Source organism: Shewanella electrica, from assembly GCF_022321485.1.
GTDB lineage: Bacteria > Pseudomonadota > Gammaproteobacteria > Enterobacterales > Shewanellaceae > Shewanella > Shewanella electrica.
The window spans coordinates 85,980-105,349 of record NZ_JAKOGG010000003.1 but is presented as its reverse complement, the minus strand read 5'-3'; the positions used below and the strand labels follow the sequence as shown (position 1 = coordinate 105,349).

Genomic DNA, 19,370 nt, shown 5'->3' with positions numbered 1-19,370 from the left:
GATAGTCGTCGCTAACGGCATAAACGACACTAACTGTTGTTGTCGGTCAGATAGCTGATGGGGTTTAAATAGAACGCCTTTTTATAGCCCTGTGATGTTGCGTCTATCAACCAAAAATAGGGCACTAACGACACAATACTGTAGTGCAGATGCGGCGGTTTACCTTGGGCGTTGCCCGTGGCGCCAACGGTGCCGATTTTACTGCCGCTAGCGACGAAATAGCGTCCATCGGTGTCGATGCTGGCGAGGTGAGCGTAGTAGTGCAGTCGCCACTTTGGCCCTAACGCGAGTACCACGTTGCCACCTTTGCTCCACTGCCCTTGATATAAAATCAACTGATGGCTGGCGCTTTGCACCGTTGTGCCTTGTTTGGCGAAGATATCAATGCCTTTATGAACGCCCGATGTGCCCCATGGCTCATACCAAAAGGTGTTGCTGTTCCAATCGGCGCTGGTGGCGTGTTCGACGGGAATCACGCGCGGTTCGGGAATAGCGAAGCCTAATAAAATCACTACGCCGAGCAGCAGTAGTATGCGTTTGATCATGCTGATGCATCCTTGCTATGTCATGTGTTTAAGGTGTGGTTAGCCGTTGTTACTGCTGGCTTTTGTGTGGTGCTGCTGGAGATAAGCCACTACCTCGGCAAAGACGGTGTGTCCCATGCACTTAATCACTTGCGCATTTAGCTGCCCAGCCAAAAACTCGCTGACATGGACGCTGCTGGCACCTGCGGCATGGGCAAACCTGCCTGCGGTTAACCACACTTGGTCATCATCGGTGATATACAGACAATACAACTCACCATCGGGAATATCATTGCGCCACTGTTGCAGCTGTTTAGGTGGTTGGTAAGTGTTATTGGACGCCATAACAAACTCTCTCAATGGGGACTCTCTCAATGGGAACAGCATCAGATGGTAGCAAAAGGAGTTATCAGCACACTAATGTCTTTGGCAAACATGGTGTTATTTAATGGCTTCGTGACCTGCCGATAACCCCGTAGCTACATGCGCTGAAGCGACTTGCGGCAATCCTATTGTTAGATAAGCACATACTTGGTTTTGTTACCTGCCAACGCATCATTGGCGATGTCAACCAACCCCTGCCATGACGAAGCGGTGCATTGTTGTAAAAAATCGCGAGTTAATGTTGCGGGCCAACAGTAACAAGCGGCCGCAATATAACATCTCGGGGTGATAACTTGCCCTTCATTCTGAACTCTGTCTGCCACTGCATCGATAATGTCCGCGATGTCAGTGGTGTTCGGCGTGTAGCCTGCGAACAGGATGGCGGCACATGCACCGGCAAGTAACTGGTCATTCGATGTATCAAGGATGCTACGCGTATAACTAAGCTCATCAGCAGGTAAATCTTGTAGCAGGAATATCGCAAACGCTAAATCGCGATAAAGCACGGTGGCGGCAAATTTCTGGGTAGCCAGTTCTTTTAAGTATGGCAATGACCTGTCTGACCCCGTGATACCTAGCGCTTTGATAACGGCTGACTGCGCTTGCCATGACTTGGTTTTTTGCATTAACACTGTTAATGCCGTCAACAGCTGTGATTCGTAGCCCACGAGCTTATCTTTGGCTATTTTGGTCGCAGCTTTCTTTATTTGGGCTGCTGAGGTTGAGTTCAATACTGCGGTAAATTCTGTTTCTTCCATGGTGAGATAAGCTTCCTAAGATATTTGCTAGCACTAGAGGTTGTTGGAGAATAATGACACGGCACATCATCAGCCTTGCCTAAATCACCGCTCTGCCAGCTGCAAAAACAATCAGTAAAGATAAACAGCCTCTATATGTACGGATCGTGTGTAGGGATTATCGAAACTCAACGTCAACCCACGTTTGATTATCGTTAAGTATCTCCTGCAATAGCGTCCATAGTGAACTTTCATGGTGATTACTCTGTTGGTAATTGAGCACTTCTTTGCATCGACTACTCCCTAACAGGACGAGTTTATATTTGTCCTCCGGCCAAGAAAGAAAGTCATTAAAGGCATCCAGATTACCGTTCCAGTGTCCACCTAAAGGGTTTATTAACATGGTATTGAAAATATGAATGAATTCTTCGAAATCGTTAATCTTGCTACAGTCAATAATCACCATATCACACCAAATCCTCAGCAATGGACCGTTCTTGGAGAGTCCACGACATTGGCCTGTTAAGCAGCAGTTTACTCGCCCTAAAAGTGAACTTCATTGAAGATGAGACCTAAAACGTGACTGAGGACGATGGTATAACTCCTTGTTGGGCAGAGAACTTATCACCTTTTCCTCTATGACTCTACGTGGTACTACCCGCCGACATGATTTTTAAAGCGGTTATTTAACAATCAGATAGCATAATGTTGCTGCTGGTTCTGTCGCGTCATCTATAGCGCATGATTGATAATGTGTAGCGTTGTCCTGAACCCTCAAAGCATCGCCAATACCAACCTTGAACTGAGTCGCGTGATGCATGCTGCCGCGTCTGTATAAAAAAATCTGTATGACCGCTGAAGAATCCTCTGCGGCAGCTAACAAAAATCCTGTTAATGCAGTATCTTGATAAGATTCAGCACAGCAAAGGCGATATATGAGCGCGATCGATTTTATTCGGCAGCAGGTGATGGTAGATCGGGAGGCGGCACTGGCGTTAATTCGCAATGTGCAGCTGATGTCGGCTATTGAAACTGCGCGCTTAAACCATGCCTTGCTCAATCTGGCCGAGTTCGGCCGCATCGCATTTCACTTCCATCCAGATCATCTTGATACCCGCGGTTGGCCGGTCATTGCTGGTTTGCTGCACGATGGTGTTTACCGCACTCAATTTGAAACCCGGGTGTCTACCGCTAAGTTGTCGCCACAGCTCGGTGGTGCGCGTGACCATTGGGAAAACCAACAGTTTGGCAACTGCTATGTTGGCGCCCGTAATCGGCCGAAATATGGCGCGCTGGATGTGGGATTACATCAAAGTGGCGCGGCGGCGCGCTTCGGCAGTTGCTATCTGTTATCGACGCCAGAGCTGATGGAACAGTGCAGTTTCTGTTATCTCGACTCCTGTCGTGAGCCGCGTGAACGTGGCACCTTGAACAGTTTCGAAAGCGTGTTTGCTGCGTTGTTTAACGAGAGTTTTGAACGTGATACTGCGCTGGGGAGTTACCCGTTGCGACCTGCGGCGCTGGTGGAATATCTGTGTGACCAACTACCGCAAGGTGTTGCCGCGCGATTTGCCCACCCATTGAGTACCGATTTAGATCATTATATTGAGGCGCAATATCACGGCGAACTACAGTTAGCCCGCGATGTGACCCATTTAGTGGCTGACAGTTGCTACAAGGGCACCGAGATTGGCGAGCAAATGGCGCAGTTGTGCCAACGCTACAACTTGCAACTGGGTTGGCATCAAGGTTATCGCATGGCGGTCGCTGCCGTGCCGAAGGATTTCCGTGGCGCACATATGCCTGCGTTGGCGGCTAAAGTTGCTCCTGAAGGGGAGTTAACGGCGGCGGCCATTGGTGCTGCTGCGGCTGCGGTTGGGCGTCAACCTAAACAATGGCGCGAGTTTGGTAGCCAAGGTGAAGTGATGCAATTACTCAAATTGCTGTGGCATGTGTTGGTGCGTTATGGCGCAGCGCCAGCTTAATGAGATAACACGCGCAATGAAAAAGGGAACCTGACGGTTCCCTTTGACGTTTAAGCGGCACTTAGCAATTAACGATTGGGCTTATTGGCGCTGCCGTTGTTTATTTTCGCTGGGCGATTAGGGCTGGCCGGACGCGGATTGCTATTGCGTGGTTTAGCACCATTGTTATTGCCCGCTTGGTTATTATCGCGTGAACGACGGTTATCGTTACGTTTAGCAGACGGTTGGCGCTCGTCGGTGCGGCCTTGGCTGTTGTTGCCATTGCCAGAACGTGGGTTATTACGGCCACCATCGCGCTGCGGTTTACGCTCGCCATCACGTTGTGGCTTACGCTCACCGGCTTGATTAGCGGCACGGTTTTCGCCCTGCGGTTTACGCTGTCCGCCGTTGCGGTTGGCGTTCGCCGGTTTAGCTGTGCCATCCAATAACACGGTTTCTTTTGGCTTTTTCGGTTTCTTCGGCTTTTTCGGGCCATCGGCACGCAGGCGAGTTTCTGCCAGCGGCGTGCTGGCTTTAAAGCCGGCTAACTCTTCACGTGGAATATGTTGGCGCAGCAGGTTTTCAATGTCGGCCAGCGATTTTAGCTCTTCATCACACACCAATGAGATAGCATGACCAGAAGCGCCGGCGCGGCCAGTACGGCCAATACGGTGCACGTAGTCTTCAGCCACGTTTGGCAGCTCAAAGTTCACCACTTGTGGCAGTTGGTCGATATCCAAACCGCGGGCGGCGATATCGGTCGCTACCAACACGCGTACCGCGCCAGATTTAAAATCGGCCAATGCTTTGGTGCGCGCGCCTTGGCTTTTGTTGCCATGAATCGCGGCGGCGGTGATGTTGGTTGATTCCAACTTTTTCGCTAAGCGGTTAGCACCGTGTTTGGTGCGCATAAATACCAACACTTGTTGCCAATCTTCATCATTGATCAGCTTAATCAATGCATTGGTTTTGTGGCCTTTATCCATCGGATACAAGGTTTGAGTGACGCGCTCAGCGGTGCTGTTTGGCGGTGTAACCGATACTTCAATCGGATTATTCACAATGCCTTTTGCTAGCTCGCGGATCTCGTTCGAGAAAGTGGCACTGAACAGCAGGTTTTGCCGTTTAGCAGGTAACAGCGCCAAAATACGGCGAATGTCGTGAATAAAGCCCATGTCCAACATGCGGTCGGCTTCATCCAAAACCAGCATTTCGAGCTGATCAAATTTAATGGCGTTTTGCTGATATAGATCGAGCAAACGGCCAGGCGTCGCCACCTGAATATCCACGCCACGGCGCAGTGCCATCATCTGCGGATTGATCGACACACCACCAAACGCCAACGCGTGACGTAGGCGCAGATTCTTACTGAACAGATCGACGTTTTCGGCAATTTGCGCTGCCAGTTCGCGGGTTGGTGTCAGCACCAAGGCGCGGATATGGCCCGCAGCAGGGCGGCGGCCTTTATCTAGCAGTTGCAGCATTGGCAGGGCAAACGCAGCGGTTTTACCTGTGCCAGTTTGTGCCGCGGCCATCACATCACGGCCTTCAAGGACCGCTGGAATAGCCTGTGCTTGGATGGGCGACGGTGTGCTGTAACCCATGTCATCGATTGCGTTAAGAATTGGTGCGGATAAGCCGAGAGAGGCAAAACTCATGCAGAATACTCATTTATTGGCGCGAGCCGGGGAATCAATCGCCCTGTATTAGGCGGGCGGCAAGTGTAGCCTAAAAGCCGTGGCGACGCCATGTCAGCGCGTGCGTTACTTGGCATTATTTATAAAATCTGCCGCCAAAATAGTTGCTAAGGTTTATTCCACCGTCAATGCCTGCGATACTGACGCCTACCGAATCTAAGGCGGATGGTCAAGTGTATCGAACCGATGCGCAGCTTGGCGGTCATAGTCTCAATAACATGCTGTTTTGATGTCATAATTCATGGATAAATCCCTCGAAAAACAACTCGCGAAATGGTTGCGTGACCAACAAGGCGCGTGTGGCGCTTATCTTAAATTTTCAATGTGCTTAGGTGTGTTTAATGGGGCGTTGCTGGTGGCACAAGCGTGGCTACTGGCAACCGTGTTGCACGGCGTGATTATCGACGCGGCACCTAAAGCGCAGTTTGGCTATCACGTGGTCGGTTTGGCGTTGTTAATTGCCTTGCGCGCCGCCGTGGCCTTTGTGCGTGAACGGGTCAGTTTTGAAGCCGGTAAACGGCTGCGTACCGAGGTGCGTGCCGCCGTGCTGAACAAGCTTGATCGTTTGGGACCTGCGTTTATCAGCGGTAAACCCGCCGGTGCTTGGGCCAGTATTGTGTTGGAGCAGGTGGAAGATCTGCACGATTTTTACGCCCGCTATCTGCCGCAGATGAGTTTGGCAGGGTTTATTCCGTTGATCATTCTGTGCTGCGCCTTTCCACTGAACTGGATGGCCGGGCTGATTTTATTGATCACCGCGCCGTTGATTCCGCTATTTATGATTTTGGTGGGCATGGGCGCCGCCGACGCTAACCGCCGTAACTTCAGCGCTTTGCAGCAGTTGAGCGGTCATTTTATGGATCGCCTCAAAGCGCTATCAACCTTAAAGCTGTTTAACCGCGCCGCGGCAGAAGAACAAGCCATTGCCAAAGCATCGGAAGAGTTTCGTGAACGCACCATGGCGGTGTTGCGCTTGGCGTTTTTAAGCTCGGCGGTGCTGGAATTTTTTGCCGCAGTATCCATCGCCGTGTTGGCGGTGTATTTCGGTTTTAGTTATTTAGGTGAACTGAACTTTGGTCACTACGGCGTGCCTATCTCGTTGTTTACCGGCATGTTTATTTTGATTATGGCGCCGGAGTTTTATCAGCCGCTGCGCGATTTGGGCAGCCATTATCACGCCAAAGCGCAAGCGATTGGTGCCGCCGAAGCCTTGATGGAACTGCTCAATGCTCCGGAGCCACTGGCAAATGGCGCACAGCCATTACCTGTGGGTGATATCACCATTCGCGCCCACAACCTCAAGGTGTTGAGCATGGATGGTGTGCAACTCGCTGGGCCGTTGTCATTCACCATCGCACCCCAGCAAAAGGTGGCGCTGGTGGGGCCAAGTGGTGCCGGTAAAACCAGCTTGCTCAACGTGCTGCTGGGCTTTTTGCCGTATGAAGGTGAGCTGACCGTCAACGGTGTAGCACTGCGTGAATTAGATATTGCCGCATGGCGCACACAACTCGGCTGGTTGGGGCAAAGCCCGCAGCTGTTTTATGGCTCGATTGCCGACAACTTGCGCATGGGCAATGAGCAACTGAGTGATGAGCAGCTATGGCACTGTTTGGCACAAGCGCACGTGGCTGATTTTGTACGGGCGCAGCCTGAAGGCTTAGCGCATCAAATTGGTGAATTCAGCGCTGGATTGTCGGTCGGCCAAGCGCAGCGACTGTCGCTAGCGCGCACCTTAGCCAAGCAAGCGCCGCTGTTGCTGCTCGATGAACCGAGCGCCAGCTTAGATAGCCAGAATGAGCAATGGGTGTTGGCGGCACTGCAACAAGCGCTGAGCGACAAAGCCTGTTTGATGATTACCCATCGGTTAGATCAACTCGCCAGCATGGATCAAGTGTGGGTGTTGGCCGACGGTGCCATTGTGCAACAAGGTACGGTGGCGCAGCTCAGTGAACAAGAGGGCGTGTTCCAGCGCATGCTGCAAGAATTACCGCTGCAAGCCTCGTTGGATGATGACGAGCTGACCTCAGCAGGAGGCATACAATAATGAAAGTCTTACTGCCGTTTTTGCGTTTGTTCCGGCGCCAATGGTTGATGATGAGTATCGGCATGTTGCTGACGGTGATTACCTTAGCCGCAGGCATTGGTTTGTTGTCGCTGTCGGGCTGGTTTCTCTCGGCTGCTGCGGTGGCAGGGTTAAGTGGCGTCGCGATGAACTACTTTACCCCCGCCGGTGGCGTGCGCGGGTTTTCTATCGCCCGTACCGCCAGCCGTTACGGTGAGCGTTTGATGACCCACGAAGCGACCTTCCGTATTTTGACCGACTTGCGCCAATGGGCGTGGAAGTCACTGCTGCCGCTGAGTGAGCGTAATCTAGCGGGCATGCGCCGCGCCGATCTGCTCAATCGCTTGGTAGCCGATATCGATACCTTGGATCACCTGTATCTACGGTTGTTAACGCCGTTGGCCGCATTTGTGGTGATGTTGCTATGCCTGTTCGGTTTCATCGGTTGGCTGGATTTGACACTGGCGCTGATCTTGTGCGGCGGCTTGCTGAGCGCTTGGCTGGTGTTGCCATTAGCGTTTTATCGTTTAGGCAAACAACCGGGCATGGCGGTGTTGAATGGCCGCCGTCAGTATCGTATTGGGTTGTTGGCATGGCTGTCAGGGCAAGCCGAACTGGCATTGTTTGGTGCTAGCAAAGCGCAGCGAGCTAAGCTAGATGCCGATGAACAGCGCTGGTTAGCGAGCCAACGCGCCATGGCGGCGGTAACGGGGTTGAGCCAAGCGGCGCTGATTGTGTTCCATGGCACGATTTTGTTGCTGATGTTGTGGTTTGCCGCCGATGGTGTTGGTAGCCATATTCCGCCGGGACCGATGATGGCGGTACCGGTGTTTTGTGCGTTAGCGGTGTTTGAAATGATGATGCCACTGGCGGGTGCGTTCCAACATTTGTCGTCGTGTTTGCTGGCCGCAGAGCGGGTGAGTGAACTGACGCAGCAGCAAGCCGATATTGTATTTCCAGTCGAGAGCAACGCCCACGTCAGCCACGGCGATATTCAACTGCAAGGCATCGAGTTTGCCTATCAGCCACAACAGCCGATTTTGCAGCAGCTTAATCTGCATCTTCACGCTGGTAGTAAAGTGGCCCTGTTGGGCAAAACTGGTTGTGGTAAATCCACGTTACTGGCGTTGCTGACGCGGCAGTGGCAAGCGCAAGCTGGCAAGATCCTACTGGATGGCACGCCAGTGGAGCAGTTCACAGAAACCCAGTTGCGTGATGCTATCACGGTGGTGAGTCAGCGGGTGGCGCTGCTGGCGGGTACGCTGCGCGATAACTTGCAAATGGCATCACTGAGCAAAATCAGCGATGAGCGTTTAGCGGCGGTGCTGGAGCAAGTGGGTTTGGCGCATCTGCTGCAAGGACAAGGGCTGAATAGCTGGATCGGTGAGGGCGGCCGTCAGTTGTCGGGTGGTGAACAGCGCCGCATCGGCGTGGCGCGAGCGTTGCTGCGTGACGCGCCGATTCTGCTACTTGATGAGCCAACCGAGGGGCTAGATCGCCGCACCGAGCAGGAGATCCTCAAGTTGTTATTAGCCCACGCGGCCAATAAAACTTTGTTGATGATCAGCCACCGTTTGACCGGCATGGCGCAGATGGATCAAATCCATTTGCTGGATGGCGGTCAGATTGTGGCGTCGGGTAGCCACACTGAGCTACTGGCCAACGAGCCTGCCTACAGCGCACTGTATAAAAAACTGCATTAATAGATAACGCAAAAGGACGCCAATTGGCGTCCTTGTTGTATCGGCAGTGACAGTTAGCCGAGTTTCTTGGAGAACTCTAAATAACGATGCACCTCTTCGGCGGGAAACATCAACTGATCGTTCTCCTTGACGCTACTAAGCAGGTTTTCACGGGCGTAGCGTTTAATTGTGGTTGGTGTCTTGTCCAAAAGCGCGCAGACCTCTTCCAGCGTCAGCATAGCGTTACTCATAAACTGTCTCCTGAGTCGAGAATGTCTGCGAAAGTATAGACAGGCAATGTTGGCTTTGCGCAATTGCGCCAAAAATTTCCTATCACATACCAACCTACACCTAATACGAAACAGTGATGTTAATCTTTTGATACGGGATTTTGGTGCTATTGGCTATTTTTCTGTGTTAACGTCTGGGCTTGATCGCATTGGCCGATATCCTACACGGCCGCAACAATAACAACTGGAAGACAATAATAATGAATTTTAAGAAGTTACTTAGCAGCATTGGCATGCAAGTGGTGATTGCCATGCTGATTGGTGCCGTGGTTGGCCACCTGATGGGCGCTGATGCTGCCGTTTTCGCACCGCTCGGTACGCTATTTATCTCCTTGATTAAAATGTTAGTGATCCCACTGGTATTGGTCGCGATTATTGTTGGTGCAGCCAGCTTAGGCGATAGCCCATCGGCGGGGAAAATTGGCATTACCACCTTTGCTTTTTTTCTGATCACTTCAGCGCTGGCCGTGGTGCTCGCATTGTTGCTGGGCTACTGGTTCCAACCGGGAGTCACTGCCGATTTCTCAAGCGTGACACCAACCAGTGACATGATCCAAGTGACTGCGGCTGACGGCCACATCGCTGGCCCCGTCGACACCATTATCGGCATGATCCCGACCAACGTGTTTGAGTCGATGACCAGCGGTAACATCATCCAAATTTTGGTGTTCAGCATCTTCTTCGGCATTGCGCTGACCAAAGTGAAAGGCGATGGCGCCAAACAGGTACAAAAAGGCCTGAGCACTGTGTTAGAAGCCTTGGTATGGATGATCACCAAGGTGATGATTATCGCGCCATTGGGCGTATTTGGCTTGATGGCAGAAGCGGTCGGCACCTACGGTTTTGAGCGTCTCGAAGTGGTGCTTAACCTGTTCTGGATCTACGTAGCAGGTATTTTGATTTTTGGCTTTGTGGTTTATCCGCTGCTGGTGCATTTTCTGTCGCCAGTCTCGGCCCGTCGTTTTATCTTCTTGATGAAAAAGCCACAGGTGATGGCGTTATCAACCGCATCATCCATGGCGACGTTGCCCGTTAACATGCAAACCGTGGAAGAGGAGCTGAAAGTCAGCAACGCGACCGCGTCGTTTGTGTTGCCGCTGGGTGCCACCATCAACATGAGCGGTAACGCCATTTATTACGGTTTGGTGGCGATTTTCTTCGCACAGATGTACCAAGTTGATCTCGGCATTATGGGTTACGCGGCGATCATTTTGACCTCAACCTTGGGGGCGATTGGGCAAGCAGGCGTGCCGGGGCCAACCTTCTTGGTGGTGGCGGTGTTGATGTCTGCTGGGATTCCGATTGATGGCCTGCCATTGCTGTTCGCGTTGGACCGTATCTTTGACATGATCCGTACCGCGCTAAACATCACCGGCGATGCGGCATGTGCGGTGATTGTGGATAAGTTCGCGCCAAAAGATGTTGCGTAAACATCGCCCATTACCGTAACAAAAAGGCCACCGCATGCGGTGGCCTTTGACTATATAAAGCTTTTATTCTTCGCTATCACCCAACGCCAGCAAGGTGGCATTACCACCAATGGCGGTGATGTTGTTGGTGCGAGTTTTCTCGGTGACAAAGCGTTGCAAGTAGTGTGGGCCACCGGCTTTTGGACCGGTGCCTGACAAGCCTTGGCCGCCAAATGGTTGCACACCCACCACCGCACCAATCTGGTTACGGTTAATGTAAACGTTGCCTACATTCACTTTATCGGCAATTTGCAGCGCATGGGTTTCGTTGCGGCTGTGAATGCCCAACGTCAAGCCGTAACCGGTGCTGTTGATTTCATCGATCACCTGCGCCAAGTCTTCGGCGTGATACCGCACAATGTGCAGAATCGGGCCAAACTGCTCTTTCTCTAGCACTTTGATGGAGTCAATCTCTACCGCCGTTGGGGCGACAAAGTGACCGTTAGCGCAGCTTGCTGGCAGCTCCACTTGCTTGAGCAAGCGACCAACTTGTTTGATGTGTTCAATATGACCGTTAAGGTTCGACTTGGCAGTAGCATCAATCACTGGGCCTACATCGGTTTTCACATCGCCCGGATAGCCGATGGTCAGTTGGTCCATGGCACCTTTGAGGATCTCTTCTACGCGGTCGGCCACGTCATGCTGCACGTACAGCACCCGCAGCGCCGAGCAACGTTGACCCGCGCTGGTAAATGATGACGCGACCACGTCGTTAACCACTTGCTCTGGTTGCGACGTTGAATCCACCACCATGGCGTTTTGGCCGCCAGTTTCGGCAATCAGCGGAATAATCGCGCCATCACGGTTAGCGAGTGTGCGGTTAATCGCTTTGGCGGTACCGGTTGAGCCGGTAAAGCACACACCACCGATGCGTTCATCGGCAGTTAACTTAGCGCCAACGCTGCCGCTACCTGGCAGATATTGCAGTACATCTGCTGGAATACCCGCTTGGTGCGCTAACTGCACGGCGCGGAAACCGATCAAACAGGTTTGCTCAGCAGGTTTTGCGATAACCGTGTTACCCGTTGCCAACGCGGCGGTGATTTGGCCTAAGAAGATTGCCAGCGGGAAGTTCCACGGGCTGATACAAACAAACACGCCACGGCCTTGCAGGAACAGTTCGTTCAGCTCACCGGTTGGGCCTTGCAGCAGTTCGGGTTTGCTCATCATCTGCTTGGCGTTGATGGCGTAATAACGGCAGAAATCGACCGCCTCGCGCACTTCATCGATACCGTCTTGCAAGCTTTTACCCGCTTCGCGAGTACACAGCACGATCAGTTCGTCGCGGTGTTCTTCCAGCAAGTCTGCCAGTTTTTGTAGTGCAGCGGCGCGTTGCTCCACTGGCGTGCGGCACCAAGCGGGAAAGGCCGCTGTGGCGCCAGCTAACGCTTGTTCAATCGCGTTGTCAGCCGCCAGTTTGACTGTGCCCACCGTTTGGGTGGTGTCGTATGGGCTTAATACGGTTTGCTCTTCGCCACTGAGTAACTCGCCATTGACCAGTGGGCCAGCTTGCCACTGACGTTCACTAAAGGTCGCGAGCGCTTTAAAGAATGGTGTCGATTCTGAAATGATGTTCATGTTTAATCCCTTGGAATTTTTACGCTGCGCACCGTAGATGTCGGCGGGTAGGGCGATTTTGTTATTAGCCAGGGTGGTGTATTTGCTGATGCTGAGCAATGGATGCTGCGTCAGCGATTCAATCGGCGTTTTCGGGTCAACCAGCTTGTGCACAAATGAGCTGTTAGCGCCGTTTTCCAACAGGCGGCGAACCAAGTACGGCAGCAGTTCTTTGTGGGCACCAATCGGCGCGTAGATACGCACTGAGCGCTGCTTATTCTGCGCTAATAGCGTGTCGTATAGCTCTTGTCCCATGCCGTGCAGGCGTTGGAATTCAAAGGCGCGTTCACCAGCGATATCGCTAATGGCGGCCACGGTTTGCGCGTTGTGAGTGGCAAACTGCGGGTAGATGGCGCCCTTGGTTTTATCCGACAGCAAAAAGCGCGCACAGGCCAGATAGGAGATATCGGTATTGGCTTTACGGGTGTACAGCGGATAGCCCGCTTCGCCCGCTTGTTGAGCCCATTTCAGCTCGCTGTCCCAGTAAGCGCCTTTCACCAAGCGTACTGGAATGATATCGCCTTGGTCGTGCGCCAGTTTGTTAATCCACAACAGCACTGGCAGTGCACGTTTTGAATAGGCTTGTACCACTAAGCCCAGCAACCCCCAGCCTTTGGCGGCATCCGAGGTGTAGAGCTTTTGAAACAGTTCCAGTGACAATTCCAGCCGGTTTACTTCTTCGGCATCGATCTGAATACCGACGTTAAGGCGACGGGCTTGCTCAATCAAGCTGATAACGGTTTGATACAGCTCGGTCATTACGCGGTCTTTATTAGCAACTTCGTAACGTGGGTGCAGCGCCGACAGTTTGATCGAGATGGTTGGCCGTGGAGATTGGCTTTCATCGTACTGATTAGCACCTAGCTCGCTGATGGCGTAGCTGTAATCTTCATAGTATTTTTTGGCATCTTGCGCCGTCAGCGCCGCTTCACCCAACATATCGTAGGAGTGGGTGTAACCCAGTTTCCGGGTGGCTTCACTGTTTTTAAGCGCTTCTTTGACGGTGCGACCGAGTACAAACTGCTTGCCCATGATCTTCATCGCGGCGTACATCGCCTGACGGATCACTGGCTCACCAACACGGTTCACCAAGCGCTTGAGTAAATTACTTGGTTTACCATCAATGTTGCGGTCGAGTTGGATGATTTTACCGGTCAGCATCAGGCCCCAAGTGGAGGCGTTCACTAACACCGAATCACTCTTTGACAGGTGTTCATCCCACTTAGCGCCTGAGAGTTTATCTTCAATCAACGCATCGGCGGTGGCGGCATCGGGAATACGCAACAGCGCTTCGGCCAGACACATCAAAATGATGCCTTCTTGGGTTTCTAAACTGTATTGCTGTAAAAAGGCATCAATGCCGACATTGAGGCCTTTTTTGTCATATTGTCGCACGCTGGCCACTAAATCGTGGGCACGTTGAGTGACGCGAGTTACGGTCGCATCATCGGCAGGAATAAGGGTGATCAGCTGTTTAAGGTAACTATCTTCATCGACGATGTAATTGTCGCTGATGGCGGTGAAAAGCTGGTCGAGAGTGGCATTGTCATAATAGCCAGCAAGGACTTCGCTCGCTTTAAACATAATTTTATCCATCCAAGCCATTGAGGCATTAAAGGCTGCTAAACATCTCAATCGCAATTGCGCTTATAGTTTTTATTGACCATCTGGCGCTTGCGCGCAGCGATTATACTCATAAATTGTGATCTACCACACTGTGCGAGAGGTTATTGTGCGCATTGTTTGGTTACTAAGTTTTTCAATTTGATTTACATGACAAAAACAAAAAAGCAGTGTTTGAAAAACACTGCTTTGTCAGTAAATCTATACGGCTTAGAACCAGCGATCGCGCTTCTTCGCTCGTGGCCTTGGTAAGTACACCAATACCACCGCAATCAGAGCACCGATGGCAGCAATGACTCCACCTTCACGCCACATCTCGTACTTTGCATTATCATGCAGCGATGCTAATGCCTTCTTGGCATCGTCACGTTCTTTGCTGGCACGTTGTAACGCCGCTTTAGCATCCGCTAATTGAGAACTGAGATCATCAACTTGACTGGTGGCGCTACCTTTATCACTTAAGGCGGCTTGCAGCTGTTGTTGCTGCTGTTTAAGTTGCTCTTGTAGCGCTGGCAACTGAAAGCGTAGTGAAGGTTGTTGTGTCAGTGTGTCGGTTTTTACCCAACCATCACGGCCCTTGTGATCAACAATGTGGCTGTAATCGTCTTGAGTTTCACCCATCAGCGTGACTTTTTGCCCAGCCTCAATACTGCCAATAATGCGGTACTGATTGCCTGGTCCACCATGGATATAAATAAAGATATCGTCAGAAATATAGCCAGTCTGTTCCTCTGCCACAGTGGTAGATGCGAACAGCAGGGCTCCAATGAGTAAAATCCCTCTCAGCACGGGTATGCTCTCTCTTTGTCAGTGTTGGGCCCATGCTAGGGGATCTTGCCTTACAAATGCAAGAGGGAAGCCATTGGCTTCCCTCTTTATCAGTTTGATTTATCCTGATTTTGCGAGCGATGAATCGCTTAGCTGAACACACCTTTGATGGTGAAGAAGAACAGGATAGATAACCCCGCACCGGCAGGCAGCGTGACCACCCAAGATACGACGATGTTACGCACAACACCGATGTTGATTGCCGCAATACCACGCGCCATGCCCACACCTAGCACCGCACCAACTAACGTTTGGGTGGTGGAGATTGGTAAACCTGTACCCGAAGCGATAACTACAGTACTGGCCGCTGCCAGCTCAGCCGCAAAACCACGGCTTGGGGTCAAGTGAGTGATGTTTTTACCAATGGTTTGCATAACGCGCTTACCAAAGATAGCCAGACCACACACAATACCAAAGGCACCCAGTGGCAGAATCCACCACACCAAGGCTGATTTACTGGCAATTTCACCGCCGCTGCTTACTACAGATACGACCGCCGCCAATGGGCCAATGGCGTTAGCAACGTCGTTAGAACCGTGGGCGAATGCCATACAACATGCCGTCACAATCATCAGCACGCCAAACACGCGCTCGACGTTGTTATAGTTAGCTTGGCGGCCAGATTTATCGCTCATTTTCAAACGAGAGATAACAATCTTACCGATAACGCCAACCACTACAGCAATGGCTAATGCCATCAGGTAGGATTCTGTTGGCGACAGTTTCAAACCAACGTGCTTCAGACCTTTGGTGATAGTCACCAAAGACATCACAAACGCGGCGATGCCCATGTAAAACGGCACATATTTTTTGGCGTTTTTCAGTGGATCATCAGTGTTGAAGATCAACCGTTGTACGCTTTGGAAAATCGTAAATGCGATGAAACCTGAAATAGCCGGGGTGATAATCCAAGAGCCGACGATGCCGACAACTTGCCCCCAAGAGACTGACTCGTAACCCACACCCACTGCCGCAAAGCCGATGATGGCACCAACAATAGAGTGCGTGGTTGATACTGGCCAGCCCAGTGCTGATGCTGCAACCAACCAAATACCCGCTGCTAACAGCGAGGCGATCATACCGTACACCAACAGCTCAGGTGAGTCGGTAAAGTAATGGGAATCGATAATACCGTTGCGAATTGTGCTGGTGACTTCACCCCCTGCGAGGTATGCCCCAGCAAATTCGAAGATCATGGCAATAAAAATCGCTTGCTTTATGGTTACTGCGTTGGCACCTACTGAAGTGCCCATCGCATTCGCTACGTCGTTGGCTCCAATACCCCAAGCCATAAGAAATCCAAAGAGCGCAGCAATTCCGATCAACCATGGACCGTTAGTTACTAATACCTCAACCATACTGTAACCTTGTGAAAGTTATTCTTTTTTAGACGCGAGCGAGCATTAGCTCGAGACGAGAACCAACGCGTTCCGCGAGATCTGCAAGATCCCCGACCCACTCAATGATCTTGTACAGGAACATCACGTCAACTGGACTTAAGCCTGCTTCAAGCGCATAAAGTTGCCGGCGAACCTGAATTTGCAGTTCGTCAGTATCTTCTTCAATGACATCAAGCTCGCTAATCATTTTGGCAACCAGCTCGACTTCACGGCCACGAAAGCCCGCTTCAAGCAGATCGTCAAGTTCATTAATCGCTTCTTTTGCCAAGGCAACAGCATCGAGACAGCGCTGCAGATAGGCGATGAAGGGAGTTTGGATAGCTTGCGGGACAAGCAGTTGGCGGCCGATAATTCGACCTGAAATATCTTTAGCCTTGTTGGCGATTTTGTCCTGCTGGGTCAATAGTTCCAACAGATCAGTTCGTTCAACAGGCATAAACAAACCACCGGGCAATGTCAGGCGGATTTCACGCTTCAAGGTATCAGCGTCTTTCTCTTCCTGACTGATGGTTTTGCGGATGGTGAGTGCACTATCCCAATCACCGGCGATAGTAGCCTCAAAAAAAGGTACCAGCAAAGAGGCACAATCGTATACTTTGTCAATGTGCTCTTGCAGCGGTTTAATTGGCGACTTGGCGAACACGCCTAAAATAGAGTTTACTGGCATAGCCGTTTACCTACTCAGCTTATTCCACAATTGGAAACGCGGGCGAATGTTACCCCATGCGTCCGCTTATTGAAACTGTGATTTTTACTACCGAATAACAGTTTTAATGTATTTGGGTTATATATCAAGGTCGCAGAGCGTAAGACAGTTTTATGACAATTGTGTGACATTTACCGATCTATATGACAGTTGCATGAATATTTAATGATGAAATGGGCTAAGAATCGCATGCCAAATGAACAACAACTACAAGAAATTGAACTCAAACTCATGCTCGAACCTGAGCAGGTTTCCTCTTTAAAAGCCGCTATAAATCAATTGGCTGGAACAAACCAAGGGCAAGAAAAGTTACTGGTTAACCGCTATTTTGATACCCCCAATTTGGCCCTGCGCCAACTTGAGATGGGCTTGCGCGTCCGCGGCTGTAACGGGGCGCTAGAACAGACCATAAAAACCGCAGGGCAGGTGATTGGCGGTTTGCATAGCCGTCCTGAATATAATGTCACCATTCACGATGAACAGCCGCAACTGGCGTTATTTCCAGCAGAGATCTGGCCGGCTGGCACCGATATTTCGCAATTACAGCAGGCACTAAGTTGCCTCTTCAGTACAGATTTTCAGCGCACTACTTGGCTCATTCAACAGCAACACGCCCAAGTTGAGGTGGCATTTGACCAAGGTGATATCCGTGCTGGTGCGCAACAAACGCCGATTTGTGAAGTCGAATTTGAATTATTTAGTGGCGAAGCTAGCGCGTTATTAACGCTAGCGATGCAAGTGGCCCGTGCGGTGCCCGTGCGTTTAGGTCGCGCCAGTAAAGCACAGCGCGGTTATCGCTTAGCCGGACAGCAAACCTTGGCAGCACCCAAAGCTCCGCAATTTGAACAGCTAACCGTGGCAAGTTTGTTGGCTGAGTGGCAAACGTTGGAAGAGGCGATTTTTGCTTTTGCTGACGATACAGGGAAGTCGCAGCAGTATTGGCTGTGGCTGGCGGAATTGCTGGCACAACTACCACGAGTATTGCAGCAGGATGCCTTAGATGAGGCAATTGCCGAACAGAGCTTATGGTTGATTGGCGAGTTGCAGGTGGATAGTGAGTTAACCGCCGCTGCGCGGCTTAAATTGCTACAACAGCAGCTGTATTATGGTCAGTTGCAGTTGCGCTTGTTGGCGTTGGTGTTAGCGGCTTAATGCTTAGCTAATGTGCTGATCAGTTTGACGATGGAGGTTGCTGTTCCGATGGCGTGGCTTGGTAAAGCGCCGTTTTCAGTTCAGCAATCTCTTGCATCATCTGCTGCTGATTGTGTTCCATGCGTTTGAGCACCACATCCATCTCTTCGCGCATCTCTTTACGCTGTGATGCCAACTGCTCCTGTTCGTCAGGCGCGACAAAAATCGACGCCATATAACCCGAAATCACCCCGAAGAAACTCACACCGCAGACAATCACCACCCCGCCAATCACATGACCAACCGTGGTCACTGGGTAAAAATCACCGTAACCGACCGTGGAGATGGTCACTAATGACCACCAGATGGCATCTTCTGCTGATTTTATGTTGGCACCCGGCACACCATTCTCAACCAACAGCATCAGCACTGATGAAAAGGCCATGATGGTAACCATGGCAACCATCAAGCTAGCTAAGGTAGCTTGGCGGCGCTGTTTAACCAGCATGCCGATCAGTGAGCGGCTCATGCGGATCAGGCGTATTACACGCAGGATTTGGAATAATCTGGCTAGGCGTAGTGGCTCAATCGCCGGAATACTGGCAATGAAATCAATCCAGTGCAGTTGTAGATATTTGATTTTATGGTCGGCTCGAATCAAGCCGACGAAGAAATTGAGCAGGAAGATGACACAGATACCACTATCAATCAGAAACAGTAACCGCTTAGTTTCCTTGTCCATCGGCACCAACACCATCACCAAGATTAAGATGACGGAGATAAACGACAACAGCATCATCGCTAACTCAAAGGGGCTGACGAGTTCTTTACCAATGTTCCAGCGATGTTTGGTGGCCATAAGTTGTAGTGTTTGTGTCGGGTAAAACTAGGTTAGAAATTATTAGCCTAACTGTAAATGAGTTTATTTTTGTTCGTTAACGTAATCGACCAAATCTTCTAACACACGTTTTTTGATATCCAGTTGCGCATCGGCAGGAAGACCATATTTTTCGGCGAGCATGACGTAATCTTCAGCACTGAGCGAGACGGTAAGGCGAGGACGTTTGGGGCGGCGTGATACGCTGAGCCCCAAAATCATGCGGATTTGATCTGATGGGCTGACCCCCCGATCCAACGCGGCTTTGCGGATGGAATACTGGAAATGTTCATCTAGGTCAAACGCGACCTGGGTGGCCTTGGCGGCTTTTTGGTTTTGCAGCCAAGTTTCCGGTAATGGGTGGTCTTTACTCATTCGT

16 protein-coding genes are annotated in these 19,370 nt (G+C 51.1%); 5 read left to right on the top strand and 11 right to left on the bottom strand.

All coding sequences use genetic code 11. The annotated features are described in order from the left end of the window. Positions 1 to 29: 29 nt before the first annotated feature. From L9G74_RS05335 to L9G74_RS05325, 3 genes are all read right to left on the bottom strand, one after another. Entirely contained in the window at positions 30 to 545 is a 516-nt protein-coding gene (locus L9G74_RS05335) for a M23 family metallopeptidase (protein ID WP_238895267.1), read from the bottom strand. 39 nt (positions 546 to 584) lie between these two features. Beyond that, the gene (locus tag L9G74_RS05330; RefSeq protein ID WP_238895266.1) at positions 585 to 869 is read right to left on the bottom strand and encodes a hypothetical protein; all 285 of its coding nucleotides are present in this window, start codon (positions 867 to 869) and stop codon (positions 585 to 587) included. A 170-nt stretch (positions 870 to 1,039) separates the two neighbouring features. Further along, on the bottom strand, positions 1,040 to 1,666 hold the full coding sequence (locus tag L9G74_RS05325; protein ID WP_238895265.1) for a hypothetical protein: 627 nt from the start codon (positions 1,664 to 1,666) through the stop codon (positions 1,040 to 1,042). Positions 1,667 to 2,580: 914 nt separating this feature from the next. Here L9G74_RS05325 and L9G74_RS05320 point away from each other — a divergent pair. Next, positions 2,581 to 3,630, top strand: a complete 1,050-nt coding sequence (locus L9G74_RS05320) for a DUF3626 domain-containing protein (RefSeq protein WP_238895264.1) — start codon at positions 2,581 to 2,583, stop codon at positions 3,628 to 3,630. Positions 3,631 to 3,698: 68 nt separating this feature from the next. Here L9G74_RS05320 and L9G74_RS05315 read toward each other — a convergent pair whose 3' ends face one another. Beyond that, positions 3,699 to 5,267, bottom strand: coding sequence for a DEAD/DEAH box helicase (locus L9G74_RS05315; protein WP_238895263.1), 1,569 nt, complete (start codon positions 5,265 to 5,267; stop codon positions 3,699 to 3,701). Positions 5,268 to 5,547: 280 nt separating this feature from the next. Between L9G74_RS05315 and cydD the strand changes: the two genes are divergently transcribed. Together cydD and cydC are read left to right on the top strand one after the other, a co-directional pair. Then, positions 5,548 to 7,350 carry a heme ABC transporter permease/ATP-binding protein CydD gene (gene cydD / locus L9G74_RS05310; RefSeq protein WP_238895262.1) on the top strand — a complete coding sequence of 601 codons (1,803 nt, stop codon included), beginning with the start codon at positions 5,548 to 5,550 and terminating at the stop codon, positions 7,348 to 7,350. Beyond that, positions 7,350 to 9,071, top strand: coding sequence for a heme ABC transporter ATP-binding protein/permease CydC (cydC, locus tag L9G74_RS05305; RefSeq protein WP_238895261.1), 1,722 nt, complete (start codon positions 7,350 to 7,352; stop codon positions 9,069 to 9,071). Before cydD ends, cydC begins: the two co-directional genes overlap by 1 nt. A 53-nt stretch (positions 9,072 to 9,124) precedes the next feature. On the opposite strand, the gene L9G74_RS05300 is transcribed toward cydC, so the two are convergent. Next, positions 9,125 to 9,301: a helix-turn-helix domain-containing protein gene (locus L9G74_RS05300; protein ID WP_238895260.1), complete on the bottom strand. Its 177-nt coding sequence runs from the start codon at positions 9,299 to 9,301 to the stop codon at positions 9,125 to 9,127. Positions 9,302 to 9,540: 239 nt separating this feature from the next. On the opposite strand from L9G74_RS05300, the gene L9G74_RS05295 reads away from it, so the two are divergent. After that, positions 9,541 to 10,770 (top strand): dicarboxylate/amino acid:cation symporter, encoded by a 1,230-nt coding sequence (locus L9G74_RS05295; RefSeq protein ID WP_238895259.1) that lies wholly within the window; start codon positions 9,541 to 9,543, stop codon positions 10,768 to 10,770. Between the two features lie 63 nt (positions 10,771 to 10,833). Here the strand turns inward: L9G74_RS05295 and putA are convergent, their stop codons facing one another. The 4 genes from putA to L9G74_RS05275 all read right to left on the bottom strand — a co-directional run bounded on the left by putA (position 10,834) and on the right by L9G74_RS05275 (position 16,944). Then, entirely contained in the window at positions 10,834 to 14,010 is a 3,177-nt protein-coding gene (gene putA / locus L9G74_RS05290) for a bifunctional proline dehydrogenase/L-glutamate gamma-semialdehyde dehydrogenase PutA (RefSeq protein ID WP_238895258.1), read from the bottom strand. Between the two features lie 249 nt (positions 14,011 to 14,259). Further along, positions 14,260 to 14,838: a TIGR04211 family SH3 domain-containing protein gene (locus tag L9G74_RS05285; protein WP_238895257.1), complete on the bottom strand. Its 579-nt coding sequence runs from the start codon at positions 14,836 to 14,838 to the stop codon at positions 14,260 to 14,262. Between the two features lie 128 nt (positions 14,839 to 14,966). Further along, the gene (locus L9G74_RS05280) at positions 14,967 to 16,235 is read right to left on the bottom strand and encodes an inorganic phosphate transporter (RefSeq protein ID WP_238895256.1); all 1,269 of its coding nucleotides are present in this window, start codon (positions 16,233 to 16,235) and stop codon (positions 14,967 to 14,969) included. A gap of 28 nt (positions 16,236 to 16,263) precedes the next feature. Beyond that, complete coding sequence (locus L9G74_RS05275) at positions 16,264 to 16,944, bottom strand: TIGR00153 family protein (RefSeq protein WP_238895255.1); 681 nt, start codon at positions 16,942 to 16,944, stop codon at positions 16,264 to 16,266. A 204-nt stretch (positions 16,945 to 17,148) separates the two neighbouring features. On the opposite strand from L9G74_RS05275, the gene L9G74_RS05270 reads away from it, so the two are divergent. Further along, positions 17,149 to 18,135, top strand: a complete 987-nt coding sequence (locus L9G74_RS05270) for a CYTH domain-containing protein (protein WP_238895254.1) — start codon at positions 17,149 to 17,151, stop codon at positions 18,133 to 18,135. Positions 18,136 to 18,154: 19 nt separating this feature from the next. Here the strand turns inward: L9G74_RS05270 and L9G74_RS05265 are convergent, their stop codons facing one another. Continuing rightward, positions 18,155 to 18,973 carry an ion transporter gene (locus tag L9G74_RS05265; RefSeq protein WP_238895253.1) on the bottom strand — a complete coding sequence of 273 codons (819 nt, stop codon included), beginning with the start codon at positions 18,971 to 18,973 and terminating at the stop codon, positions 18,155 to 18,157. A gap of 63 nt (positions 18,974 to 19,036) precedes the next feature. Then, entirely contained in the window at positions 19,037 to 19,366 is a 330-nt protein-coding gene (locus L9G74_RS05260; protein ID WP_238895252.1) for a hypothetical protein, read from the bottom strand. Positions 19,367 to 19,370: the final 4 nt, after the last annotated feature.